18 protein-coding genes are annotated in these 24,586 nt (G+C 64.1%); 10 read left to right on the top strand and 8 right to left on the bottom strand.

Translation table 11 applies throughout. From position 1 onward, the window contains the following. Nucleotides 1-3: 3 nt before the first annotated feature. Nucleotides 4-1,269 carry a sensor histidine kinase gene (locus HH213_RS11730; RefSeq protein ID WP_169112363.1) on the bottom strand — a complete coding sequence of 422 codons (1,266 nt, stop codon included), beginning with the start codon at nucleotides 1,267-1,269 and terminating at the stop codon, nucleotides 4-6. Next, the gene (locus HH213_RS11725; RefSeq protein ID WP_169112362.1) at nucleotides 1,259-2,659 is read right to left on the bottom strand and encodes a sigma-54-dependent transcriptional regulator; all 1,401 of its coding nucleotides are present in this window, start codon (nucleotides 2,657-2,659) and stop codon (nucleotides 1,259-1,261) included. The genes HH213_RS11730 and HH213_RS11725 overlap by 11 nt, the downstream gene beginning before the upstream one ends. Nucleotides 2,660-2,816: 157 nt before the next feature. Here HH213_RS11725 and HH213_RS11720 point away from each other — a divergent pair, with 157 nt between their 5' ends. The 5 genes from HH213_RS11720 to HH213_RS11700 are packed head-to-tail and all read left to right on the top strand — an operon-like array spanning nucleotide 2,817 to nucleotide 12,009. Continuing rightward, nucleotides 2,817-4,121, top strand: coding sequence for an efflux RND transporter periplasmic adaptor subunit (locus HH213_RS11720; protein WP_229263404.1), 1,305 nt, complete (start codon nucleotides 2,817-2,819; stop codon nucleotides 4,119-4,121). Nucleotides 4,122-4,152: 31 nt separating this feature from the next. Further along, nucleotides 4,153-4,833 carry an ABC transporter ATP-binding protein gene (locus tag HH213_RS11715; protein WP_110846122.1) on the top strand — a complete coding sequence of 227 codons (681 nt, stop codon included), beginning with the start codon at nucleotides 4,153-4,155 and terminating at the stop codon, nucleotides 4,831-4,833. Next, nucleotides 4,830-7,223 (top strand): ABC transporter permease, encoded by a 2,394-nt coding sequence (locus HH213_RS11710; protein WP_169112361.1) that lies wholly within the window; start codon nucleotides 4,830-4,832, stop codon nucleotides 7,221-7,223. The genes HH213_RS11715 and HH213_RS11710 overlap by 4 nt, the downstream gene beginning before the upstream one ends. Nucleotides 7,224-7,227: 4 nt before the next feature. Then, the gene (locus tag HH213_RS11705) at nucleotides 7,228-9,606 is read left to right on the top strand and encodes an ABC transporter permease (protein WP_169112360.1); all 2,379 of its coding nucleotides are present in this window, start codon (nucleotides 7,228-7,230) and stop codon (nucleotides 9,604-9,606) included. A gap of 3 nt (nucleotides 9,607-9,609) precedes the next feature. Further along, nucleotides 9,610-12,009 carry an ABC transporter permease gene (locus HH213_RS11700; protein WP_169112359.1) on the top strand — a complete coding sequence of 800 codons (2,400 nt, stop codon included), beginning with the start codon at nucleotides 9,610-9,612 and terminating at the stop codon, nucleotides 12,007-12,009. A 45-nt stretch (nucleotides 12,010-12,054) separates the two neighbouring features. Here the strand turns inward: HH213_RS11700 and HH213_RS11695 are convergent, their stop codons facing one another. Both HH213_RS11695 and HH213_RS11690 read right to left on the bottom strand, forming a co-directional pair. Then, nucleotides 12,055-12,915 (bottom strand): FKBP-type peptidyl-prolyl cis-trans isomerase, encoded by an 861-nt coding sequence (locus HH213_RS11695; RefSeq protein WP_229263403.1) that lies wholly within the window; start codon nucleotides 12,913-12,915, stop codon nucleotides 12,055-12,057. A gap of 115 nt (nucleotides 12,916-13,030) precedes the next feature. Then, nucleotides 13,031-14,911, bottom strand: a complete 1,881-nt coding sequence (locus HH213_RS11690; protein WP_110846117.1) for a potassium transporter Kup — start codon at nucleotides 14,909-14,911, stop codon at nucleotides 13,031-13,033. A gap of 208 nt (nucleotides 14,912-15,119) precedes the next feature. Here HH213_RS11690 and rarD point away from each other — a divergent pair, with 208 nt between their 5' ends. From rarD to HH213_RS11670, 4 genes are all read left to right on the top strand, one after another. After that, entirely contained in the window at nucleotides 15,120-16,004 is an 885-nt protein-coding gene (gene rarD / locus HH213_RS11685; protein WP_169112358.1) for an EamA family transporter RarD, read from the top strand. A 66-nt stretch (nucleotides 16,005-16,070) separates the two neighbouring features. Further along, the gene (locus tag HH213_RS11680) at nucleotides 16,071-17,981 is read left to right on the top strand and encodes a CocE/NonD family hydrolase (RefSeq protein ID WP_169112357.1); all 1,911 of its coding nucleotides are present in this window, start codon (nucleotides 16,071-16,073) and stop codon (nucleotides 17,979-17,981) included. A gap of 107 nt (nucleotides 17,982-18,088) precedes the next feature. Beyond that, nucleotides 18,089-19,756 (top strand): energy-dependent translational throttle protein EttA, encoded by a 1,668-nt coding sequence (ettA, locus tag HH213_RS11675; RefSeq protein ID WP_110846114.1) that lies wholly within the window; start codon nucleotides 18,089-18,091, stop codon nucleotides 19,754-19,756. Between the two features lie 58 nt (nucleotides 19,757-19,814). Then, nucleotides 19,815-20,339 carry a DUF2939 domain-containing protein gene (locus HH213_RS11670; protein WP_169112356.1) on the top strand — a complete coding sequence of 175 codons (525 nt, stop codon included), beginning with the start codon at nucleotides 19,815-19,817 and terminating at the stop codon, nucleotides 20,337-20,339. A 51-nt stretch (nucleotides 20,340-20,390) separates the two neighbouring features. On the opposite strand, the gene HH213_RS11665 is transcribed toward HH213_RS11670, so the two are convergent. From HH213_RS11665 to HH213_RS11655, 3 genes are all read right to left on the bottom strand, one after another. Continuing rightward, nucleotides 20,391-20,999, bottom strand: a complete 609-nt coding sequence (locus HH213_RS11665) for an outer membrane beta-barrel protein (RefSeq protein WP_110846112.1) — start codon at nucleotides 20,997-20,999, stop codon at nucleotides 20,391-20,393. Between the two features lie 186 nt (nucleotides 21,000-21,185). Next, complete coding sequence (locus tag HH213_RS11660; RefSeq protein WP_169112355.1) at nucleotides 21,186-22,886, bottom strand: methyl-accepting chemotaxis protein; 1,701 nt, start codon at nucleotides 22,884-22,886, stop codon at nucleotides 21,186-21,188. Nucleotides 22,887-22,965: 79 nt separating this feature from the next. Continuing rightward, nucleotides 22,966-23,562 carry an alpha-ketoglutarate-dependent dioxygenase AlkB family protein gene (locus tag HH213_RS11655; protein ID WP_110846110.1) on the bottom strand — a complete coding sequence of 199 codons (597 nt, stop codon included), beginning with the start codon at nucleotides 23,560-23,562 and terminating at the stop codon, nucleotides 22,966-22,968. Between the two features lie 42 nt (nucleotides 23,563-23,604). On the opposite strand from HH213_RS11655, the gene HH213_RS11650 reads away from it, so the two are divergent. Then, nucleotides 23,605-24,186, top strand: a complete 582-nt coding sequence (locus HH213_RS11650; protein ID WP_169112354.1) for a putative pterin-binding protein — start codon at nucleotides 23,605-23,607, stop codon at nucleotides 24,184-24,186. Here the strand turns inward: HH213_RS11650 and HH213_RS11645 are convergent, their stop codons facing one another. Next, nucleotides 24,187-24,549, bottom strand: coding sequence for a hypothetical protein (locus HH213_RS11645; protein WP_169112353.1), 363 nt, complete (start codon nucleotides 24,547-24,549; stop codon nucleotides 24,187-24,189). It lies immediately after the preceding gene. Between the last annotated feature and the right edge of the window lie 37 nt (nucleotides 24,550-24,586).

Below are 24,586 nucleotides of genomic sequence, written 5' to 3'. Positions count from 1 at the left end.
GCGTTAAAACGTCAGGATGAAGCGCGCGCCGGCGCCGACCGAGCGCGCGTGACGCACCGTGCCGCCGTTGGCGTGCACCAGGTGGCGCACCATCGCCAGGCCGATGCCCCTGCCCTGTTTTTTGGTCGAGAAGAACGGCGTGAAGATGTGCGCGGCCAGCGCTTCCGGCACGCCGGGACCGTTGTCCGCGACTTCGATGCGCAGCCTTCCCCCACGACTGAGGCGCGCGCGCACCTGCGCTTGCGTGCCGGCTTCCGAAGCGTTCTTCAGCAAATTGATCAGGGCTTGCTCCAGCTGCCCCGGATCGATCATCACTTCCAGCGACGCCGGTTCGACCGAGAAGGTCAGCTTGCCCTGCCACTGCGGTTCCAGCAGCGCCTTCAGGCGATCAAACAATTCTTCCAGCAGAACGCGCTGCGCCTCTGCTTGCGGCACGGTGCACAAGCTGCGGTAGCTGCCGACAAAGTCGACCAGGCTGGCGGCGCGGCGGGCGATGGCGTCGAGCGCGGTGCCCAGGTCGGCGTGGATGTCGGACGGCAGGTTGGCCTGCGCTTCGTCCAGCAAGCCACAGGCGGTGCGCGACAGCGAGGCTACCGGTGTCAGGGAGTTCATGATTTCGTGCGTGAGCACTTGTACCAGTTCGCGCCAGGCGTTGAGGGCTTCGGCTTCCAGTTCGCTTTCTACCGGCATCAGGGCGGCCAGGCGTTGCGATGCGCCTTGCACTGCCAGCGCTGAAACGGCGACCAGTGCGCGCTCGGCGCCGCGTTCGGTGTCGAAACTGACCAGTTGACGGTGACCGACCGGCTGCGCGGCCAGCAGTTGATGCAGGTCTTGCGGGGCGCTGGCGCGGCCTGGCGCCAGCAGACGGCGGGCGGCGGCGTTCAGCGGCGATACCGCACCAGCGCCCGCTGCATGGTCGATGCGGAATAGCGCGATAGGCGCGTGTTCAAGGCGGGCTTCCAGGGCGAGCATGGTGTCGGTCGATGGCGGATGCGCGACACTGGCGCGGGCGTCGGCGCTGTAGGCCGTCGGCCGCGCGGTGTCGTCGTCGGTAAAGCGGCTATGCACTGTCTCCATGCGCGGTGCGCGCGGGGCGAGGCGGCGCAGGCATTGCCACATCAGGGCGGCCGGTGCAACGGCCAGCAGGCCGCACAAGACGATGCGGCGTGGTTCGGGTGTTGACGACAGCAGGTCGGCGGCGACCGACAGCGCCATCAGGCCCGCCGCGCCGGCCGCCACGCCCAGCTTGAGCATGCGTTCAGATGCCATGCTTGCCCAGCTTGCGGTACAGCGCCGCGCGGCTGATGCCCAACGTTTTCGCCGCGTGGCTGATGTTGCCGTTGAATTGCGCTAGCGTCGCCGCAATCGCCGCGCGCTCAATTGCGTCCAGCGTGGTGTCGCCGGAAGGAGCACTTGCTGGCGCCTCGGCCAGCGCCGGCACGACAACGCTGTCTGCGACGGCATGCAATGCGCTGGCAGCAGCGGCCGGTGTTGTGGCTTGGGCCAGGCTTGGGAGGCCAAAATCGGCAACGCTGTATTCCGCGCCCTGGCCAAGAATCACGGCGCGCTCACAGGCATGACGCAACGCCCGCACATTACCGAGCCAGTCGTGCCGCACCAGCGTATCCAGCGCTCCGGCAGCCACATTGCGTGCCGGCCGCTGGTACTGGGTCTCATATATCTTCAGATAATGCGCCAGCAGCAGCGGCACATCCTCGCGCCGCTCGCGCAACGGCGGCACGCGGATCACGATCGTATTCAGCCTGAATAACAAGTCCGCCCGAAACACCGACGGATCGAACAAGCGCGCTTCATCCAGATTGGTGGCGCTGATGATGCGCACATCAATTGCCTCCGGCTTGTCGGCGCCGATCGGCGTCACCTCGCGCCGCTCCAGCGCCGTCAGCAGCTTGGCCTGCGCCGCCAGCGGCATATTGCCGATTTCGTCCAAAAACAGCGAACCGCCGCGCGCCGCCTGGAAGCGCCCCGCCCTGTCAGCCTTGGCATCGGTGAACGAGCCTTTGCGGTGGCCGAACAGCTCACTCTCAAACGTCGATTCCGGCAACGCCCCCATGTCCACCGCCAGCAGCGTGCCGTTCGCGCGGCGCGACGCCGCATGAATCGCCCGCGCCACCAGCTCCTTGCCGACGCCATTCTCGCCCAGCACCATCACATTGGCCTCGGTCGGCGCCACGCTGGCGATCAAGGCCTTCAACTCGCGCATGGCGCGCGACTCGCCCATCAACTCCGGCGAACCGGCCGATGCACCACGCCCTGCTTCGCGCCGCGCCAGCGCCTGATCCACTGCCGCGATCAATCGCGCGTTATCCCACGGCTTGGTGATGAAATCTCCCGCGCCGCGCTTGAGCGCCTCCACCGCCAGCGGCACATCGGCATACGCCGTCATCGCAATCACCGCTGGAGGATTCGCCTGCGCGCGCAGCACGTCGAGCAGTGCCAGGCCTTCCGCACCGTTGATGCGGCCCGGCGTGAAGTTCAGGTCCAGCAGCACCACGTCCGGCACGCCGCGCGCCAGCAAGGCCGGCAAGCTGGCTGGATCGCACAGCGTGGCCACTTGGCCGTAGCGCCGCCGCAGCAGCATTTGCGCGGCGGTGGCGACATCGGCGTCGTCATCAAGGATCAGGATATAGGCAGACATGCAAGCATTCTAGCAGCCACTCGCAGGCTGTAAACGTCCACTTTCGGCGGCTGTTCAGTTGCGAACAGCGTGTACTGTCCGAAAATGAACACTTGCGCATCGCATCCGGCCAAAAGCGGCATTTCTGGCATGGCATAGCGTTTGCTGTAAGGGCTGTATGCACATCAAAAAAAAATTTGAAGCCGCCACCCCACATCTTCCCGCCAGCGGCGTGGCCATGGACGCCGTGGTGCCGCGCCGGCGCGGCAAACGCATCGCCATCATCATCACCAGCGTGATCGCGACAGCAGCCGCCGCGTACGCGTTGTGGTCGTGGATGCCGCGCGGCCTGCAAATCGACGGCTCCGACCTGCGCATCGGCCAGGCCACGCGCGGCGTTTTCGTCGACGACATCATCGTGCGCGCCAATGCCGAGCCGCTCAACTCCGTGATCCTGGACGCGGTGGAATCGGGCCGCGTGGAAGAAGTGTTTGCCGTCGATGGCGCGCTGGTAAAAAAAGGCCAGCTGCTGTTCCGCATCTCCAACCCGCAACGCAACCTGGAACTGCTGGCGCGCCAGTACGAACATTCGGTCAGCGTTTTCAACCTATCCAACCTGCGCGTGGCGCAGGAGGCCAGCGCCAGCGATCACCAGCGGCGGCTGGACGACCTGCAATTCGCGCTCGACCAGGCCCGCAAGCAGCACGCGCGCAATGTGCGGCTGGCGGGCCAAGGTTTCATCTCCAGCGTGGCGCTGGAAGAGTCGGAAGACAAACTCGCGCAGCAGGCCCGCGCGCTGAAACAGGAGCAGCAAGCCAACGTGGCCGAGTCGCGCGTGCGGCAAAGCGCCGAACAGCAGATGGAAAGCTCGATCCAAGGCTTGAATTCGGGCCTGAAGCTGGTCTCCGCCACAGTGGATGCGCTGGCGGTGCGCGCGCCGGTCGAGGGCCGGTTGACCAACTTCCGCCTGCAAGTGGGCGAGTCCATCTCCACCGGCAAGAACATCGGCCGCATTGACGATCCAACGCGCTTCAAGCTGTCGGCCAGCGTGGACGAGTATTACCTGAACCGCATGGCGGTCGGCCGCCACGGCAACGTGCAGCAGGATGGCCGCAGCTACGCCGCCGATATCAGCACCATCTACCCGCAGATCAAGGATGGCCGTTTCACGGTGGAGATGGTGTTCACCAACGGCCAGCCGCCGGTGCTCAATCCCGGCCAGAGCCTGGACGCGCGCATCACGCTCGGCGAGCCGGCGCCGGCGCTGCTGCTGCCCAACGGCGCCTTCATCAACGACAGCGGCGGCGCTTGGGTGTACTTGCTGGACGCCACCGGCCACAGCGCCCAACGGCGCGCGGTGCGCACCGGCCGCCGCAACAACAGCCAGATCGAAGTGCTGGAAGGCCTGAGCGCCGGCGACAAGGTGATCCTGTCTAGCTACGCTGCTTATGGAAATTCACCACGGCTGCAAATTCCGCAGTAATCTCTCTTTACCTCACCATAAGGCAAACGCAATGCTCAAACTCGTCGGCGTCAGCAAAGTTCATCAAGCGGGAGAAATCCAGACCACGGCCCTGGATCGCATCGACCTGGAAATCGAAGCCGGCGAATACGTCGCCATCACCGGGCCTTCCGGCTGCGGTAAATCGACCATGCTTGGCATCCTCGGCCTGCTGGACGTGCCGACCCGCGGCGAATATTGGTTTGAAGGCCAGAACATCGCCGGCTGGAGCGAAGCGCAACTGAACAAGCTGCGGCGCGGCCGCATCGGCTTCATCTTCCAGAGCTTTAACCTGATCGAAGAACTGACGGTGTTCGAGAACGTGGAACTGGCGCTGGAATACAACGGCACGCCGGCACGCGAACGGCGCGAGCGCGTCACCGCGATGCTGAACAAGCTGGGGGTCGGCCACCGTGCCGGCCATCGGCCGTCGCAACTGTCCGGCGGCCAGCAGCAGCGCGTGGCGATTGCACGCGCGCTGGTGTCCGGTCCCGCCGTCCTGCTGGCCGATGAACCGACCGGTAACCTGGACAGCGCCCACGGCGATGAAGTCATGCGTCTGCTGCGCGACATCAATGCCGAAGGCACGACGGTGGTGATGGTGACCCACTCGCCCGACCACGCGGCGCAAGCCTCGCGCACCCTGAACCTCCTGGACGGCCGCGTTATGGTCGATGCGCTGCAAGCAGCATGATGCTGCGCGATTTCCGCATCGGCTGGCGGCTGCTGTTGCAGCAGCCGGCTTACTCGCTGGTGGTGATCGGCGGCCTGGCAATCGGCTTTGCCGCCTGCTTCCTGCTGTTCGGCTACGTGGCCTTCTGCCTCAATTTCAACAGCAGCATCCCGGATAACGAACGGGTGCTGGCAATCAAACAGCGCGTCAACGTGTTCCCGCGTCCCGATTGGCAGTTGCGCGCGCCGATGCAGTTGCGCGACGTCGCCATCAACAGTGGCGCCGTCAGCGAAGCCGCTTTCGTCAAGAGCCTCGACACGCCGCTGCGCGCCGGCACCGAGTTGCGCGCCTTGCAGTTGTATGCGGTGGACCCGGCGTTCCGCAGCATCTTCGACCTGCAGGCGCAGACGGGCGACGTGCAGGCGGCCCTGACCCAGCCGGATGGTCTGGCGCTGACGCAAAGCGCCGCCGCCAAGTTATTCGGCGCCGAAGCGGCGCTGGGCCGCACCGTGCGTCTTGAGAACACCACCTTGCAGGTGCGCGCCGTAATGCCCGATCCGCCGGCCAACAGCACCCAGCAATACGAAGCGTTGATCGGCACCGGCAGCACTGCCTGGGCAGAGCGCAACAGCGCACGTGACGCCTGGGTCACCGGGATGGTCTACCTGAAGCTCAAGCCCGGCACCACCACGGACGGCCTGACGGCGCAACTGCAATCGACGATTGAAGCGTCTCCGCTTAGCCAGCGTGTCCGCAAGGGCGCCATGGGCAAGGGGCTGAATGGACGCAACGTGTCAGATATCCGCCTGCAATCGCTCAGCGATGCCTATTTCGACCCCGACCTGGCCGCCAGCCGTGGCGGCGACGCCTACGGCAGCATCAGCGGCGTATTCGGCCTGGCCGCCGGTGGCTTGCTGATCCTGCTGCTGGCGGCGATCAACTACGTCAACCTGGCCACCGTGCGCACGCTGCGCCGCCAGCGCGAGATCGGTTTGCGCAAGCTGCTGGGCGCCAGCACAGGGCAGTTGCTGCGACAATTCCTCAGCGAGTCGGTACTGACTGCCATGCTGGCCGCCATCGCCGGCATCATGCTCGCGTGGCTGCTTCTGCCAACCTTCTCGAGCCTAGTCAACCGCCATCTGGAAGGCATGGTCACGCCGCTGGCCTGCCTGATCGCATTGGGCTTCAGCGTGATCATCGGCCTGGTGGCCGGCGCCTATCCGGCGTGGCTGGCGCAGCATGCGCGTCCCGCCAGTGCGCTGGCAGGACGCGGCAACAGCGAAACCGTCTCCGGCCTGTGGCTGCGCCGCGTGCTCACCGTGCTGCAATTCAGCAGCGCCATGGCACTCAGCGCGGGCACGCTGGCGGTAGCCTGGCAGACCTGGTACGCCAGCCACGCGTCGCCCGGTTTCGATCCGGCGCACCTGCTGATACTGGACCTGCCCCGTGATAGTGAAGGCAAGCCGTCCGCCGATGCCATACTCGAACAACTGCGCCGGCTGCCCGGCGTGCAGGGAGTCGCCACCATTTCGGAGGCGGTGGGGCGCGATGGCATGAAGTTGACCAATCTGGTCGCCACGCGCGACGGCGGCGAAATTCCGCTGGAGGCAAAATTCGTCAGCCCTAACTGGTTTGAAGTGAACCGCCTGATGCCCGTCTTCGGCCAAAGCTTCAATCCCGCGCTCGACCCGCACGATCAGAGTGACAAAGGGGGCGTGATGTTGAACGCTGCCGCGGCGGCGGCGCTGGGGTTCGCCACGCCGCAGGAAGCGGTGGGCGTGACCATGCCACAGGGTTTCCGCATCATCGGCATTGCGCCGGACTTACGCTTCCAGGGCCTGCATGCGCCATCCAAGGCGCTGATCTACCGCGTGCGGCCAAGCAGCGTAGCGATGATACGCACCAGCGCTACGGCGGAGCAGGCGTACGAGATGATCGACCCACTGTGGCGCCGCAACTTCCCCAACGCGATCATGGCGCTGACTACGCAAGAAACGGTGCTGGCCGACCGCTACGCCGCCGATGCGCGGTTGATGCGCATCCTCGCCATCAGCAGCATCACGGCGATTGCGCTGGCGGCGTTCGGCATCTACGTGCTGTCGGCCTACAGCGTACAGCGCAGCCGGCGCGAGATCGTGCTGCGCAAGCTGCATGGCGCGGCCGGCAAGCACATTGCGCTGATGCTGGCGCGCGAGTTCTCGGTGCTGGTCGGCGCAGGCGCCATCATCGGCCTGCCGCTGGCGGCGGTGGCAACGCAACGCTACCTCGCCAACTACACCGAGCACGCACCGGTCGGCGTCTGGACACTGGCGGCGGCCTTGCTGCTGTCAGTCCTGGTCGCGCTGCTGGCCACCACCCGTCACACGCTGACAGCAATGCGCATGTCGCCGCTGCTGGCATTGAAGGATTAAAACCATGATGAACTTCCGCATCGGCTGGCGCCTGCTGTTGCAGCAACCGGCTTATTCCATGGTAGTGATCGGCGGCCTGGCGGTGGGCTTTGCCGCCTGCTTCCTGATTTTCAGTTATGTGCTGTTCTGCCTCAACTTCAACAGCGCTGTACCGGACAACGACCGTGTCGTCATGGTCAAGCAGCGCATGAATATTTTTCCCGTGCCGATATGGATGACAGGCGCCTACCTGCCGTTGCGCGATGTGGCCTTGGCCAGCGGGATGGTCAGTGAGGCATCGATCGCCGTGCCGATCTCCAAGACCATGCGCGTGGGCGATAAAGTACAGCAGCTGTACTCCGTCGCGGTCGACCCGTCTTTTCCCGCGATGTTCGGGGTCGAGGCGCAGCAAGGCAACTTGCAGGCCGCGTTGAAGCATCCGGACGGCATGGCGCTGACCCAGAGCAGCGCCGCAAAACTGTTCGGCAACGCGCCGGCGCTCGGCCAAGGCGTGTACATCGATGGCACCCTGCTGCAAGTGCGCGCGGTGCTACCCGATCCGCCGCCCAACGGCACCCAGCGCTACGATGCGCTGGTCGGCCCGCACAGCAGCGCGTGGACGGAACGCGATACCGCCTTCAGCGAGTGGAAATCCAACCAGTTTTTCCTCAAGCTACGGCCCGGCGCTTCCATCGCGGCGCTGACGCCAGCATTGCAAGCCGCCGCCGATCATTCGCCGTTTGATGAAAGCCTGAAGAAGAATGGGATGGGCAAGATGCTCAACGGCCGCAATGTCACCGACATCCGCCTGACATCCCTGCGTGACCTCTACTTCGACGAAGACCTGGCAGCCAGTGGAGATTCCGGCAATCGCAACAGCGTGCTTGGTCTGGCGGCCGGCGGCCTGCTGATTCTGCTGCTGGCGACGATCAACTACGTCAACCTGGCGACCGTGCGCACGCTGCGCCGCCAGCGCGAAATCGGCCTGCGCAAGCTGCTCGGCGCCTCGGCGGGTCAACTGGTACGCCAGTTCCTCAGCGAAGCGGTGCTGACCACTGTGCTGGCCGCCGCGCTGGGCGTGGTGCTGGCGTGGCTGCTGCTACCGATCTTCTCCGACCTGGTCAACCGCCACCTGAACGGCATCATCATGCCGCAGCATCTGTTGATGGCGTTCGGCTTTGCCGTCTTTATCGGCGTTTGCGCAGGCATCTATCCTGCGCGCCTGGCCTGCTATGCGCTGCCGGCCACCGCCCTGACGGGACGCGGCAACACCGAGACCGTGGCCGGATTGTGGCTGCGGCGCGTGCTCACGGTGCTGCAATTCGCCAGCGCCATGGCGCTCAGTGCAGGCATGCTGGCGGTGGGCTGGCAGACCTGGTACGCCAGCCATGCCTCGCCCGGCTTCGATCCCGCCAACCTGCTGCTGCTGCGCCTTCCCTACCAGATGGAAGGCAAGCCGGCAGCGGATGCCTTCATCGCGCAAGTGGGCCGCCTGCCTGGCGTGAACGGTGTCGCCACGATTTCGGAAGCAGTGGGGCGCGAAGACAACAAGGTGTTTAACAGCCTGCCCGCCAAAGGCGGTAACGACATCATGATGGATACCGTGTACGTCAGCCCCAATTGGTTCGACATGATGCAGCTGCATGCGGCAGCCGGTCAGGCTTTCAGCACGCGCATCGATCCGCACGACGACAAGGATAGCGGCGGCATCATGTTGAATGCGGCCGGCGCCCGCGCGCTGGGATTCGAGACGCCGGAAGCAGCTGTCGGCCAGACCCTGTCGAATACCCTGCGCATCACCGGCATCGCACCTGAGCTGCGCTTCCACGGCTTGAGCGACCAATCCCCGGCAATCGTGTACCGGGTACGCCCCGGCCGCGTGGTGACGGTGCGTACCAGCGCTACGCTGGACGAGGCCTACCGCCTGATCGCGCCTGTGTGGCAGCGCAACTTCCCCAACTCAATCCTGGAAATCACCACCCAGCAGGCCGCACTGGAAGAACGTTATGCCGACGATGGACGGCTGATGCGCATCCTCGCCATCAGCAGCATTACGGCGATTGCCTTGGCGGCCTTCGGCATCTACGTGCTGTCGGCCTACAGCGTGCAGCGCAACCGGCGCCAGATCGTGCTGCGCAAGCTGCACGGCGCCGGCAGCAAGGACATCGCGCTGATGCTGGCGCGCGAGTTCTCGGTGCTGGTAGGTGTCGGCGCCATCATCGGCCTGCCGCTGGCGGCGGTGGCCACGCAGCGCTACCTGGCCGGCTACACCGAGCATGCGCCGGTCAGCATCTGGACGCCGGCGGCAGCGCTGCTGCTGGCGATTGTGGTCGCGCTGCTGGCCACCACCCGCCATACGCTGACGGCCATGCGCATGCCGCCGCTAATGGCCCTCAAGGACTAAGCGATGAAAAATTTTCGCCTCGGCTGGCGCCTGCTGCTACGCCAGCCTTTCAACACTGCCGTCGAACTGTTCGGCCTCGCCGCCGGTTTCGCGGTGTGCTTTCTGCTGACGGCGTTTGTGTACTACTCCTTCAGCTACGACCGCGATGTGCCACAGCGCGAGCGCGTGTTCGTCATCAAGCACCGGCTTAACTTCATCCCGCAGCCGCAGTGGATGGAGTACACGCCATTCGCGCTGCGCGAGGTGGCGCTGCGCAGCGGCCTGCCGCTGCAGGCCAGCGTCTGGTGGCCCAGCAAGGCGCAGCTGAACCAGAATGGCGCGCTGCGCGAGATCGACATCACCGCCGTCGATCCGGCATTCGAGCAGATCGCCGCACTGCGCGCACTGCAAGGCGATCTGCGGCAGGCGCTGACCGCGCCCGACGGCCTGGCGCTGACGCAGCAGGCGGCGTTGCAATTGCTAGGCACCAGCAAGGCACTCGGCCGCACCGTCGTTGTCAACCAGAAAGTGCTTCAGGTGCGAGCCATCCTGCCGGACCGGCCGTCCGCTAGCACCATGCAGTTCGGCGCGCTGGTCGGCATCGGCAGCACGCTCTGGTCTGAAAAGGAACGCCAGCAGGTATTGTCCAACTGGATGGGCATCGCCGGCCGCATTTACGTGAAAACCGACGCCACCCCGCAGGCGCTACAAAAAGCGCTGCAGGACGTCGTCGACAAGGCGCCGTGGGACAACCTGGCGACGCCCGAAATGAAGGCCGCGCTAGCCGCGCGCAAGATGGTGGATATCGGGCTTGGACCGTTGAGCGAGGCTTACTTCGACCGCACGGTCGCCAACACCATGGGCGCCGGCCCGCGCGGCGACATGCGCATGGTACTGGCGCTCGGCCTGGCCGGTTTGCTGATTCTGCTGCTGGCGGTGGTCAACCACATCAATCTGGCGACGGTGCGCACCTTTGGCCGCCAGCGCGAGATCGCCATGCGCCGCGTGCTGGGGGCCAGCACGCGCCAGCTGCTGGTGCAATTCATGGCCGAGGCCATGCTGCTGTCGACCACGGCCGCCGCACTGGGCCTGCTGCTGGCGTGGCTGCTGCTGCCGCTGGCGTCGGAACTGCTGCAACGTCCTCTGGATGGCGTGTTCACGCCGTCGGCCACCGGCGCCGGGCTGCTGTTCGGCGCGGTGGTGGGTGCGTTGTCGGGCTGGTATCCCGGCTGGCTGGCGCGCGGCGTCGACATGCGCGCCACGCTGGCACAGCGCAGCGGCGAAACGGCCGGCGGCGCCTGGCTGCGGCGCGCGCTGACCGCGCTGCAGTTTGCCGCCGCTATCGGCATGGGCAGCATTGCGCTGGCGATCTTGTGGCAGACCCAGTTTGCCGCCTCCGCCTCTCCCGGCTTCGATACGGCGCCGCTACTGACGGCGGAACTGCCGGTCAACATTAACGATCCCACCGGTCGTGCTTTCCGCGATGCGCTGGCGCAGCTGCCCGGCGTCACCGGCGTGGCCGACAGCAGCGACCTGCCGGGCCGCGACGACCATACCGGAACGCGCGGCAGCATGACCGTCAAGCGCAACGACGGCACCGATATCGGCGTCTCGGTACACTGGATAGGCGCTTCGTTCTTCCAGGTGTACGGCCTGCAGCCGTTGGCTGGACGCTTGTTCGACCCGCGCATCGACCAGGTGGAAAGCAAGGGCGAGGAAAGCGTGATGCTCAACCAGGCGGCGGTGCGCGCATTGGGCTGGGCCTCGGCGCGCGATGCGGTGGGTCAGCGTATCTACGGCACCCAGACCCGGATCGTCGGCGTGGCGCCGGACCTGCGCTGGGAGACCTTGCGCGATCCGGTGCAGCCGATCATGTATTCGCTGTCGACCAACAGCCGACTGCTGACGGCCCGCGTGCAAGGCCCAACCGACGCGGTGGAGCAGGCCATGCTGAACACGTGGCAGCGCTACTTCCCTACCCATCCAGCGGTGATACGGCATGCGGCCAGCTACTACGCACAAGCCTATGCAGACGATGTGCGGCTGGCGCACCTGCTGGCCTGCGCCACGGCGGTAGTGCTGGTGCTGGCTGCGTTTGGCATCTATGTGCTGGCGGCGCACAGCGTGCAGCGGCGCGCGCGCGAGATCGTGCTGCGCAAGCTACATGGCGCCGGCCGCGCGGCGATTGCGGCGCTGGTGGGCCGCGAGTTTGCGCTGCTGACGGCGGTGGCGGCGCTGATCGCAATGCCACCGGCCTGGCTGGCGATTGCGCGCTATCTGGCGCCGTTTGCCGAGCGCTCGCCGCTGGGTGGATGGGCGCCCCTGGTGGCGCTGGTCCTGGTGCTGATCGTGGTGGCTGCGGCCACCGCCCGCCATACATGGTCGGCGATGCGCATCGCGCCCGCGCAGGCGCTGCGCCAATAAAAAAAGGGCAGCCAGTGGCTGCCCTTTTTTACACGTTTACTACGCTTATGGCGACGAAACCAGCGTGACGTCGAACACCAGCGCCGAATTGGCCGGGATCACCACACCGTAGCGCGCCGTTGCGGCTTGCGCAGTAGCGCCGTAAGCCAGGTTGGCCGGGATGATGATGGTGCGCGTGCCATTCAGCTGCATGCCGATCACACCGGTGCTGAAGCCGGGAATGACGCCAGTGCCACCAGCCACGAACTTCAGCAGCGTATCGCCAGTTGCCGTGTTGTCGTCGAACTTGGCGCCTTTGAAGGTGCTGCGGGTGCCGTCATACAGCCAGCCGGTGTAACGCACGCTGACGGTCTGACCGTTGACAACCGCCGTGCCGGTGCCGGTGGTGACGTCGATGGTTTTCAGCTCGGTCGCCGGCACGTTAGGGATGACCACCTGCGGGCTGACGTTCACCATCACGAAGTCATACACCAGCGGTGCATTGGCCGTGATGGCGGCGTACTTGATGTTGTTGACGGTTTGCGCATCGCGGGTATTGGCGCCATAGGCCAGGTTGGCCGGCAGGATGGCGGTGCGTTTGCCGCCCGCCTGCATGCCGATCAGCGTCTGATCCCAGCCGGTCAGCATCAAGCCCACGCCAACGGTGGCGGTGAAGGTGGTGCCGATATCGACCGAGCTTTCGATTTTTTCGCCCTTGAAGTCGGACTTGGTCGAGTCGTACAGGTAGCCGACATAGGTGAAGGTGACCAGATCGCCCGACACGGCCGCGCGCCCGGTGCCGACTGCGGTTTCAGTCATCTTGTAGGCCGGCTGGACAACCACTACCGGCTTCGGCGTCTTGTCCCCACCGCCACCGCAGGCGGCCAGCACCGCTGCGCAGACCGCAACGGCGAATAATTTCAACATCGCTTTCATATTTACCTTTGATCGAATTCGTATTTGACGGTAGTCCCGGCGCAGAAGTTTATCAGACGACGGCACTTACACTCCCGGCACTACATTCAGTTACATTATTTTGTATTCAAATTTCCACTTGCGTGCCAAGTTCAATCACGCGGTTGGGAGGAATCTGGTAGTAGTCGGCGGCGCCGCGCGCATTGCGCGACATCGCCACGAACAGGTGCTCGCGCCAGGTCGCCATGCCGGAGCCGGGCGCCGAAATCACCGTCTGACGGGCAATGAAGAAGGAAGTCTCCATCATCTCGAACGGCAGGCCAAGGCATTCGCACAGCGCCAGCACCTTTGGAATATCCGGTTCGTCCTTGAAGCCGTAGTAGACGTTCAGCTGGTAGCACTGGTGTCCCAGGTCGGTCACCTTGACCTGTTCATCCTCGGGCACCCACGGCTCTTCCACCACGTGCACGGTGAAGAACACCACCCGTTCATGCAGCACCTTGTTGTGCGACAGGTTGTGCAGCAGCGCGTGCGGCACGCCGTCGCTTTCGCCGCGCAGGAAGATGGCGGTGCCGTAGACACGGGTCGGCGGCGCCACAAACAGCGAGGACAGGAAGTCTTCCAGCGGAATCGCGTGCTTCTGCAGATTCTCGAACACCAGCTCGCGGCCGCGCTTCCAGGTCAGCATCACGGTGAACAGGATCACGCCCAGCAGCAGCGGGAACCAGCCGCCATGGAACAGCTTCAGCGTACTGGCCGAGAACAGCGCGATGTCGATCGCGATGAAGAAGCCGGTGGCGGCGAAGCACAGCGCCAGCGGCAGGTGCCAACGGTAGCGGATCACGAAGAAGGTCAGGAAGGTGGTGGCCAGCATGGTGGCGGTGACCGCGATGCCATAGGCGCCGGCCAGTTTGTCCGACGAGCCGAAGCCCACCACCGCCAGCAGCACCACCGCCAGTTGCAGCCAGTTGACGGCCGGGATGTAGATCTGGCCGATCTCGCTGGCCGAGGTGTGCAGGATGCGCATGCGCGGCAGCAGGCCCAGTGCGATGGCCTGCTTGGTCATCGAGAAGGTGCCGGAAATGGTGGCCTGCGAGGCGATCACCGCCGCCAGTGTCGACAGCACCACCAGTGGGTACACGCTCCACTCGCCCAACTGGTGGAAGAAGGGATTCGATACGGCGTCCGGACGGGTCAGCAGCAGCGCGCCCTGGCCCAGGTAATTCAGCGCCAGCGCCGGGAACACGATCAGAAACCAGGCGGCGCGGATCGGCTTTTTGCCGAAGTGGCCCATGTCCGCATACAGCGCCTCGGCGCCGGTCAGCGACAGCACCACCGCGCCCAGCGCGACGAAGGCGATCATGCGGTTTTCGTACATGAAGCGCAGCGCGTGATAGGGATTGAGCGCATACAGGATCTGCGGCGCTTCGACGATGTTGACCAGCCCCATGATGGCCAGCGCGGCAAACCACACCACCATGACCGGGCCGAAGAAGCGGCCGATGCCGGCGGTGCCGTGGCGCTGCATGGCGTACAGCGTGATCAGTACGATGATGGTCAGCGGCACGATGTACTGTTCCAGTCCGGTCGCCGCCACTTCCAGGCCCTCGATCGCGCCCAGCACCGAAATCGCCGGGGTGATTACCGAGTCGCCGTAGAACATGGTGGCGCCGAAGACGCCCAGCAGCATCAGCGGATAGTGCCAGCGCGGCGCCGCCTTGGTCACCGAATTCAGCGCCAGCGCCATCAGCGCCATGATGCCGCCTTCGCCGCGGTTATCGGCGCGCAGCACCAGCGTCACGTATTTCAGCGACACGATCAGCGTCAGCCCCCAGAAAATCAGCGAAATGATGCCCAGCAGATTGCCTTCGCTCAGCGCCAGGCCGTGCTCGGGATCGAAGATGGTTTTGAGGGTGTAGAGGGGGCTGGTACCGATGTCGCCATAAACGATGCCGACAGCCGCCAGCGTGAGTGCCGCAAGACTGCTTTTCTTGTGTTGCTCGGTCAAGATTGCACCTGTTGTTGTTTTGGTGCATTGCACAATAGGTCAAGACTTTGCAAAAGGCAAGGAGATTTTGGCATACGAAAGCATTTCAAAACGGTCAATACCGCCAGTGTACGCCGCCCCGGTCGGCAGCGCGAGTCCGGTGGCCAGCGGAGCGCGCCTGAATCGAAGATAATGCCAGACTGTCCACATCATTTAGCCGATCCGCCCCATGAATTCAGGTATTGTGTACGCCTCGCTGGCGTTCTTCTTCTGGGGCTTGTTCCCGCTGTATTTCCACGCGCTCGACGAGGTGCCGCCGCAGGAAATCCTCGCCCATCGCATGCTGTGGTCGCTGTTGTTCCTGGTGATCGTGCTGACCGTGCGCCAGCAATGGAGATGGCTGCCCAGGGTGTTGCGCCAGCCGCGCATTCTGGCCAGCTTTGTCGCCAGCGCGCTGCTGCTGACCGCCAACTGGTTCATCTATATCTGGTCGGTCAACAATGGCCATGTCATCGACGCCAGCCTCGGCTATTTCATCAATCCGCTGATCAACGTGCTGCTGGGGCTGCTGGTGCTGAAGGAAAAACTGCGCCGCGGCCAGTGGATCGCCATGGCGGTGGCCGCCAGCGGCGTAGCTTGGCTGACCTGGCAGGCCGGCGAGTTGCCGTGGATTGCCTTGATTTTAGGCATCACCTTCGGCGGCTACGGCCTGTTGCGCAAGACCGCCGCGCTGGCGGCGCTGGAGGGCTTGTCGCTGGAAACCATGATGCTGTTCCCGCTGGCGCTGGTGTATGTGCTGTGGCTCAGCTGGCACGGCCACAACGCCTTCCTGAATACCCCTCACGACAGCACCCGTTGGCTGCTGGCCGCCGCCGGCCCGATCACGGCGATTCCGCTGCTGCTATTTGCCGCCGGCGCGCGCAAAATTCCGATGGCGGTGCTGGGGCTGATCCAGTACCTGTCGCCGACCATGCAGGCGCTGCTGGGCGTATGGGTGTTCCACGAAGCCTTTCCGCCCGCCCGGCTGGCCGGCTTCCTGGTCATCTGGACCGCCCTGATCCTGTACGTGCTGGAGGGGATGTGGGTGAGCCGGCGAAATAGCGCGCCCGCCTGACGCCAACGCTGGCTGCCTGGTCTACAATTGAACGACTTTCCACACAGTACTTAAAGGGCCTGCGGCATGCGTAAACATCTTCTCCCCCTCCTCCTCACCACGGCACTGGCCGCCAACGCGGCGCTGGCGCAGACGCCGGACGCGTCCATGATCCAGCTCGGCAGCGATATTCCGGCCAAATGGAAAGCCCCGGAGGAAGCCTACAACTACGTGCGGCGCGAGGTGATGATACCGATGCGCGACGGCGTCAAGCTGCATACCGTGATCATGGTGCCGAACGGCGCGCGCGCGCTGCCGATGCTGCTGGAACGCACGCCCTACGATGCCGATGGCTTTGCGCAGAAAGGCCCGTTGGGCTTGCGCGACGCGGTGCGCTCGGCCAACCGCGAATGGGTCGACGACGGCTATATCCTGGTGTACCAGGACATCCGCGGCAAGTACGGCTCGGAAGGCAAGTATGTGATGACGCGCCCGCCGATCGGCCCGCTCAACACCACCAAGACCGATGACACCACCGACGCCTGGGACACCATCGAGTGGCTGACCAAGAACGTCAAGGAAAGCAACCAGCGGGTCGGCATGATCGGCTCGTCCTACGACGGCTGGACCGTCACCATGGCGCTGCGCGACCCGCACCCGGCGCTGAAGGTGGCGGCGCCGGAAAGCCCGATGGTCGACGGCTGGATGGGCGACGACTGGTTCCACTACGGCGCCTTCCGTCAGGTCAACCTCGATTATTTCTCCGGCCAGACCAGCAAGACCGGCAAAGGCAGCAATGTGCCGCGTCCCGGCGCTGACGATTACCAGACCTTCCTCGACGCCGGCACCGCCGGCAACTGGGCTAAACAGCACGGCTTCGACCAGCTGGGCTTCTGGAACCGCCTGGCGGCCCATCCGTCCTACGACGCCTTCTGGCAATTGCAGGCGGTGGACAAGATGATGACCGCCAAGCCGTCCAACGTGCCGACCATGTGGCTGCAAGGCTTGTGGGACCAGGAAGACATGTACGGCGCCATCACCGCGTGGGAAGCGCTGAAGGCCAAGGGCAAGGCCGGCAATAACCACCTGGTGATGGGGCCGTGGTATCACAGCCAGATCAACCGCGCCGCCGAGCGCCTGGGCCCGCTCAAGTGGAATGGCGACACCGCCGCCGACTTCCGCCGCGACGTGCTGATCCCGTTCTTCAACACCTACCTGAAAGACCGCAAACCGGCCGAACCGCTGGCGCCGGTGATGATCTTCAACGCCTCCAACAAGCAGTGGGACAAATTCGCCGACTGGCCGGGCACCACCCAGCTGACGCCGCTGTACCTGCAAGCCGATAGCGGCCTGGCGTTCCAGCCGGCGCCGGCCGGCGAGGACAGCTATGTCTCCGATCCGGCCAAGCCGGTGCCGTTCCTGGCGCCGCCGCTCAGCTTTGCCGATCATGACCGCTGGACCACCTGGCTGCTGCAGGACCAGCGCGCACTGTCCACCCGCACCGACGTGCTGTCGTACAAGACGCCGGTGCTGACCGCGCCGGTCACGCTGCAAGGCGCGCCGATGGCCGATATCTTCGCCAAGACCACCGGCACCGACGGCGATTTCGTCGTCAAGCTGATCGACGTGTTCCCGGCGTTTGTGGCCGAGCAGCCGGAAATGGGCGGCTACCAGCTGGCGATCAGCCAGGATATCTTCCGCGGCCGCTACCGCCAGAGCTTCGAGCATCCGACGGCGATTCCGGCCGGCGTGGTGCAGGAATACAAATTCCGCCTGCCGACTGTGAATTATGTGTTCAAGCCGGGCCACCGCATCATGGTGCAGATCCAGTCGTCGCAGTTCCCGCTGTATGACCGCAATCCGCAGACCTTTGTGCCGAATATCTTCTTCGCCAAACCGGAAGATTTCCAAAAAGCGACGATCTCGGTGCAGCGCGGCGCAGCCGGCGCCAGCTCGGTCCTGCTGCCGGTGGTGCCGGCCAGCACGGCGCTGAAATAAAGCGCTGCGGCGATGGCGCGCGCGTGCCGCCTGGCCGGCGGCGCGCCTATAATGCACGCCATCGCCTGTACAATCAGCATTGTTTATTTTTTTAGAAAGCCTCAGTAATGGCCAATTACGTCTACACCATGAATCGCGTGGGCAAAATCGTCCCGCCTAAACGCCAGATCCTGAAAGATATCTCGCTGTCCTTCTTCCCGGGCGCCAAGATCGGCGTACTGGGCCTGAACGGCTCCGGCAAGTCCACCCTGCTGAAAATCATGGCCGGCATCGACACCGACATCCAGGGCGAAGCGCGTCCGATGCCGGGCCTGAACATCGGCTACCTGCCGCAGGAACCGCAGCTGGATCCGGAAAAAACCGTGCGCCAGGAAGTGGAATCGGGCCTGGGCGAAGCGTTTGAAGCGCAAGCCAAGCTGGACGCCGTATACGCCGCCTACGCCGACGAAGACGCCGACTTCGACGCGCTGGCCGCCGAGCAGGCGCGCCTGGAAGCGATCATCTCGTCGTCGGACGGCGGCAACCTGAACCTGCAACTGGAAATGGCCGCCGACGCGCTGCGCCTGCCGCCATGGGACGCCAAGGTCGGCATCCTGTCCGGCGGTGAAAAACGCCGCGTGGCGCTGTGCAAACTGCTGCTGTCCAAGCCGGACATGCTGCTGCTCGACGAACCAACCAATCACCTGGATGCGGAATCGGTCGAATGGCTGGAGCAGTTCCTGCTGCGCTTCCCGGGCACCGTGGTCGGCATCACCCACGATCGCTACTTCCTCGACAACGCCGCCGAGTGGATCCTGGAACTGGACCGTGGCCATGGCATTCCATGGAAGGGCAACTACTCGTCGTGGCTGGATCAGAAGCAAGACCGCCTGAAGCAGGAAGAAGCCACCGAATCGGCGCGCCAGCGCGCGCTGCAAAAAGAACTGGAATGGTCGCGTCAGAATCCGAAGGCGCGCCAGGCCAAGTCGAAAGCCCGTCTGGCCCGCTTCAACGAGCTGAGCGAGTACGAATACCAGAAGCGCAACGAGACCCAGGAGATTTTCATCCCGGTGGCCGAGCGTCTGGGCAATGAAGTGATCGAATTCAAGAACGTGTCGAAAGGCTTCGGCGACCGCCTGCTGCTGGACAACGTGTCCTTCACGATTCCGCCGGGCGCCATCGTCGGCATCATTGGCCCCAACGGCGCCGGTAAGTCGACGCTGTTCAAGATGATCGCCGGCCTGGATCAACCGGACAGCGGTGAAGTGGTGATCGGCCAGACCGCGCGCGTGTCGCTTGTCGACCAGAACCGCGACAAGCTGCAGGATGCCAAGACCGTGTTTGAAGACGTCTCCGGCGGCGCCGACATCCTCAGCGTGGGCCGCTTCGAAATGCCGTCGCGCGCCTATCTCGGCCGCTTCAACTTCAAGGGCGGCGACCAGCAGAAGATCGTTGGCAACCTGTCCGGTGGTGAGCGTGGCCGCCTGCATCTGGCCAAGACGCTGCTCAAGGGCGGCAATGTACTGCTGCTGGATGAACCGTCAAACGATCTGGACATCGAAACCCTGCGCGCGCTGGAAGATGCGCTGCTGGAATTCGCCGGTTCCGTGATGGTGATTTCCCACGATCGCTGGTTCCTGGACCGTATCGCCACCCACATCCTGGCGTTCGAAGGCAACTCGCAAGTCACCTTCTTCGACGGCAACTACCAGGAGTACGAAGCCGACAAGAAGAAACGCCTGGGTGAAGAAGGCGCCAAGCCGAAACGCATCCGCTACAAGCCGCTGACCAACTAATCAGCCCAGCCCGAAAGCCTCCGGTTTTCGGGCTTTTTTTCATCTTTTGTGGAACAGCATGGCTCTCGACAAGAATCGCATTTACGTCGCCGTGGTGGTGGCGGCGCTGGCAGGTTACTGGTTTTTCTCGCCCTACGTCACGGTCTACCAGCTGCAAACCGCAGCCAAGGCGGGCGATGCCGACGCCTTCAACCGCCACGTCGACTACCCGCAGCTGCGCGACAACCTGAAGGGACAGTTGACGGCCATGACGGCCGATCCCGCCTCGCCCGCCGGCGACATCCTCGCCAGCAAGCTGGGCCAACTGGTGGTCGACAAGGTAACGGAAGCGTTCGTGCGGCCGGAAACCGTGATGCTGGCGATGCGCAGCGGCGTCTTCAAGCCGAAGCAAAAACACGCGGGCCTTCCCGACGACAGCGCCACGCAACAGCCGCAATGGACCTCATCGCGCACCGGCCTCAACACCCTGATCGTCCGCCTCGCCGACGACGACAAGCAACTGGCACTGGTGCTGCACCGCCAGGGACTGCTCGACTGGAAACTGGTCAACATCCGCCTCCCCGCCGAAGTGCGCCAACCATAAAAAAAGCCGGACCTGCGTTGACAGGCCCGGCTTTTTTATAGTGCGGTGCGCTTAGAAGTTGTAGCGCAGGCCGGCGGTGACGGCGCCGGCTTTACGGCCGGTATCGATGTCGCTCTTGCCGTAGTTTTCATATTCCAGCGAAACCTTGACGTTCTTGTTGATGGCATATTCGCCGCCCACCGATGCGTACAGTGCGGTCTTGTTGTCGCTACCATTGACCGAAGCGATGCCTGAGGTGGTCACTTCGTTGTGGTTGCGGGCCACACCCAGCTTACCGAACACGGCGAAGTCGCGCGCCACTGGCCAGGTGCCTTTGCCGGCGACATAGTACGAGTGCGCGTCGGTGTTGATGCCGCCGGCAGCGCCGTTCTGCGTGTAGTTGTAGCTGCGTTTGCCGAAGTCGGTATAACCGGCTTCCACTGCCCAGGTGCTGTCGATGTTGTAGCCACCATAGACCTTGCCAGCTGCCTTGGTACCGCTGTGGTTATCGCCACTGACGGCGCCGGCGCCGACGGAGTCGCCGAAGTCATAACGGCTGCCAACCACACCTGCACCGATGTAACCGGTACCGGCTGCATCCTGGGTATTGGATTGGGCGAAAGCTGCGGAACCACTCAGAGCGGCGGCGGAAGCGACTAAAGCAAAGATAATTTTTTTCATGATCTTGATCTTTCAGCAAAATGATTGGAACGGACTTGCTTGGGATCGCAGTTGCTATTGAATTGCGATGTATCCAAGATAGCACTCCAGCCAACCAACGTCACGGCCGAATTAGTAAGAAGTGTGACGAGATGTAAGCCAAATGATCATTGGGAAATTTCAAGATGCGCCAAACTTAAGGATAGCTTAAAATTCCTCCCAATCCGTTGTCGATTCCTTAACGACGGCCTTGCGCACAGCCGGTTTGGGTAATTTGAGGGCGGGTTTCGGCGCCGGTTTTGCTGCTGGATAGGCCGCCGGTGTGGCCACGATGCGCGGCGCGGCGCCCTGCGCCAGCCGGAAAATACTCACCAGTTCCGACAATTTGCGCGCCTGCTCCTGCAACGCTTCCGACGCCGCCGCCGATTCTTCCACCAGCGCGGCATTCTGCTGGGTCACCTGGTCCATCTGCACAATGGCCTGGTTGATCTGCTCGATGCCGGTGGTTTGCTCGTGGCTGGCAGCCTGAATGTCGGCCATGATGTCGGTCACGCGCTGGATGCTGGCGACGATTTCGCGCATTGTTACGCCAGCCTCGTCCACCTGGCGCGCGCCGGCGCCGACCTTGCTGACCGACTCATCGATCAGCTGTTTGATTTCCTTGGCCGCCGTGGCGGAGCGCTGCGCCAGCGTGCGCACCTCCGACGCCACCACCGCAAATCCACGGCCCTGCTCGCCGGCGCGGGCTGCTTCCACCGCCGCGTTCAGGGCCAGGATATTGGTCTGGAAGGCGATACCGTCAATGACGCCGATGATGTCGGCCATCTTGCTGGATGATTCGTTGATCGCGCCCATGGTGCCGATCACGTCATCCACCATCGAGCCGCCTTTCTGCGCCACGCTCGATGCCGACCGCGCCAGTTCATTGGCCTGACGCGCGTGCTCGGCGTTGGCTTTCACCGTCGAGGTCAACTCCTCCATCGACGAGGCGGTTTCTTCCAGCGCGCCGGCCTGCTGTTCGGTGCGGGCCGACAAATCCTGCGTGCCGCTGGCGATCTGCGCCGAGGCGGTGGCGATGGTGTCGGTGCCGCTGCGCACCTGGCCGACAATGCCGCCCAGGCTGTCACGCATCGATTTCATCGCATACAGCACGCTGCGTTGATCGTTGTGCCGCAGATCAACATCGACAGTCAGGTCGCCGTCGGCGATTCTGGTGGCCACCCCAGCCACAGCGGCCGGTTCGCCGCCCAGCTGGCGCGTCAGCGCGCGCGTGATCAGCCACCCCAGCGACAGGCCGATCAGCAGGCTGCCCAGCACCAGTACGATCATCAAGGTCAGACTGAAGTGGTACAGCCTGGCTGTGTCCTGCGCCTTGGCGCCGGCGCGCGCTTCCTTCAGGTCGGTCAGGCCGTCCAGCAGCTTGTCCAGGTTATCGGCCTGCGTGCGCGCCAGCAAATGCGCGCGGTTGGTTTCCTCGCTGCGCTGCGCCAGCGGCTCGCGCTCGGCCTGGTCCAGTGCGGCAACAATCACGCGCCGGTATTCCTTGGACGGCGCCACGTATTCGTTCAGCAGGCGCTGCCCTTCGGCCGAGACAAACAGCGGCTTGGCCTTGGCCAGGTAGTCGTCCATGGCGTCGAGATATTTGCCGACATCGGCGCGGATGCGGTTGCGTTCTTCGGCCGAGGTGGCGGCCAGAAAGGTGGTGCGCGAACGGCCCACGTAGATCAGGTTGATGTTGGCTTCCTTGATGTAGGAAAGCCCCAGCATGTCTTCGCGGTACATGGCGTCGGCCGCGCTGTTGAAGCGGCTCATGCTGAAGATGCCGATACAGGCGACGATGGCGCCGATTACCGCCACGATGGTGAAACCACTGATGAGTTTGGTACCGACTTTCATCTTGCTAAGCATAGGTCCTCCCCGGGTGAGAAGACTACGATAGCAGTCCGGGCGGCGTCTTGCCGCCGCGTGTGAACTGTGCGCCACACCGTCACATAATCATGCGGAAGGTCAGGTTGATGCGCGGCCCGCGCGGCGTGCGTTCCTTGTTGATGCCGTGCAGCCAGTGTTGTTGCAGGGTGCCCGCCATCAGCAGCAGGCAGCCGTCACCCAGCGCCAGCTTGATCGTCTTCGGCAGCGTGCGGTGCTTGAGAATGAAGGTGCGCGGCGCGCCAAAGCTGACCGAGGCGACCGCCGGATCGGGACCCAGTTCACGCTCATCGTCGGCGTGGAAGCCCATGCTGTCGCGCTCGTCGCGGTAGTAGTTGAGCAGCACACTGTTGAAGCGGCGGCCGGTGACCTGTTCGACCTGCTGCTTGATGTGCAGTTGCAGCGGCGTGAACGGCAACGGATGGAAGGTCTTGCCCGAATAGCGGTAGCTGGCCTCGCCATGCCAGGCCGACAGACGCGGCTGCATGTGCAGCTTGCCCCATACCTGGATCTGCTCCGCGCGCCAGTCGGTTTCGGCCAGCAGGCGGCGCATCACCTCGTCCGGCGCCAGATCCAGCGCCAGGCGCTGCTGGAACCACAGTTCGCCATCCTCGATGGGGATGGCCGTGAGGGCGGTGTCGTCGGCAAATAAGTCCATGCGCGGTATGATACCGGCATCACGCAATCAAGGAGTTTTCGCATGAACAAACGCCAGTTCCTGGGCACCGCCGCGCTGGCCGGCGTGTCCGCCAGCGTCAGCTTGCCGGCGCGCGCCGCCATCGACAACGGCCCTACCCTGCTGACCGTGACTGGCGCCATCAGCAAGCCCAACCGGGGCAAGCTCGATCCGGTACGCGATCAGATGATGTACAAGCAAAAGCTCAGTTTTGAGCGCGCGCATGGCTTCGACTACGCGGCGCTGAGCGCGCTGCCGTCCATCACCATCAAGCCGACGCTGGAATACGACGCCAAGCCGCATGGCCTAAGCGGTCCGCTGCTGGTGGACGTGATGAAAGCGGCCGGCGCCACGATGCATGGCAATACCAAACTGGTGCTGCGCGCGGTGGATGGTTTTGCGGTGACGGTAACGGTGGCCCAGGCCACGGCGCAGCGCTACATCGTCGCCACCCATCTGGATGGCGCGCCAATGGCGCTGGGCGGGCTGGGACCGCTGTGGGCGGTGTACGATGCGGACAAGGTGGCCGAGATGGCCGCCAAACCGCTAACGGAGCGGTTTGGCTTGTGCCCTTGGGGCTTGTATCACATCGATGTGCAGGCGTGATTAAGCGTAAGCTTCAGCCAAACTCATGACGCGTGGCGCGATGGTGATGCCGATGCCGCTGAACAGCGCGGTGATGGCCGCCATATTGGCTTCCAGTTCATCGGCCTTCCAGCCTTCGAACAGATCGGTGCCGGCTTTCTGGAAGTGCAGGTCCAGTACCTTGCCGCGGTCCTTGTGGGTGTAGCCGCCGCTATACGTTTGCTTGAAGCCGAGCGCGGCCAGTTGGGCCAGCACATCGGCGGGAGCATTGTCCGGGTCGGTGGCCAGGAACACGCCGAAGGTCTTGCCAGGCGGTTTTGCGGCAATGTCTACGTCGTAAATGCCAGGCGCTTTCGTGACGGTCGTACTTTTCAGAAATAACATGTTCTTACCCCTACTATCCAAATTGGCGCCGGTTAGC

Origin of the sequence: Duganella dendranthematis, assembly GCF_012849375.1 — a bacterium.
GTDB lineage: Bacteria > Pseudomonadota > Gammaproteobacteria > Burkholderiales > Burkholderiaceae_D > Rugamonas > Rugamonas dendranthematis.
This window is presented reverse-complemented; position numbering and strand designations above follow the sequence as displayed.

Bases quoted from the DNA above. Each gene is read 5' to 3' on its own strand.
- HH213_RS11700 (WP_169112359.1), top strand. From the start codon at position 9,610: ATGAAAAATTTTCGCCTCGGCTGGCGCCTGCTGCTACGCCAGCCTTTC.
- rarD (WP_169112358.1), top strand. From the start codon at position 15,120: ATGAATTCAGGTATTGTGTACGCCTCGCTGGCGTTCTTCTTCTGGGGC.
- HH213_RS11705 (WP_169112360.1), top strand. From the start codon at position 7,228: ATGATGAACTTCCGCATCGGCTGGCGCCTGCTGTTGCAGCAACCGGCT.
- HH213_RS11645 (WP_169112353.1), bottom strand. From the start codon at position 24,549: ATGTTATTTCTGAAAAGTACGACCGTCACGAAAGCGCCTGGCATTTAC.
- HH213_RS11730 (WP_169112363.1), bottom strand. From the start codon at position 1,269: ATGGCATCTGAACGCATGCTCAAGCTGGGCGTGGCGGCCGGCGCGGCG.
- HH213_RS11655 (WP_110846110.1), bottom strand. From the start codon at position 23,562: ATGGACTTATTTGCCGACGACACCGCCCTCACGGCCATCCCCATCGAG.
- HH213_RS11670 (WP_169112356.1), top strand. From the start codon at position 19,815: ATGGCTCTCGACAAGAATCGCATTTACGTCGCCGTGGTGGTGGCGGCG.
- HH213_RS11715 (WP_110846122.1), top strand. From the start codon at position 4,153: ATGCTCAAACTCGTCGGCGTCAGCAAAGTTCATCAAGCGGGAGAAATC.
- HH213_RS11720 (WP_229263404.1), top strand. From the start codon at position 2,817: ATGCACATCAAAAAAAAATTTGAAGCCGCCACCCCACATCTTCCCGCC.
- ettA (WP_110846114.1), top strand. From the start codon at position 18,089: ATGGCCAATTACGTCTACACCATGAATCGCGTGGGCAAAATCGTCCCG.
- HH213_RS11680 (WP_169112357.1), top strand. From the start codon at position 16,071: ATGCGTAAACATCTTCTCCCCCTCCTCCTCACCACGGCACTGGCCGCC.
- HH213_RS11665 (WP_110846112.1), bottom strand. From the start codon at position 20,999: ATGAAAAAAATTATCTTTGCTTTAGTCGCTTCCGCCGCCGCTCTGAGT.
- HH213_RS11695 (WP_229263403.1), bottom strand. From the start codon at position 12,915: ATGTTGAAATTATTCGCCGTTGCGGTCTGCGCAGCGGTGCTGGCCGCC.
- HH213_RS11710 (WP_169112361.1), top strand. From the start codon at position 4,830: ATGATGCTGCGCGATTTCCGCATCGGCTGGCGGCTGCTGTTGCAGCAG.
- HH213_RS11660 (WP_169112355.1), bottom strand. From the start codon at position 22,886: ATGCTTAGCAAGATGAAAGTCGGTACCAAACTCATCAGTGGTTTCACC.
- HH213_RS11725 (WP_169112362.1), bottom strand. From the start codon at position 2,659: ATGTCTGCCTATATCCTGATCCTTGATGACGACGCCGATGTCGCCACC.
- HH213_RS11650 (WP_169112354.1), top strand. From the start codon at position 23,605: ATGAACAAACGCCAGTTCCTGGGCACCGCCGCGCTGGCCGGCGTGTCC.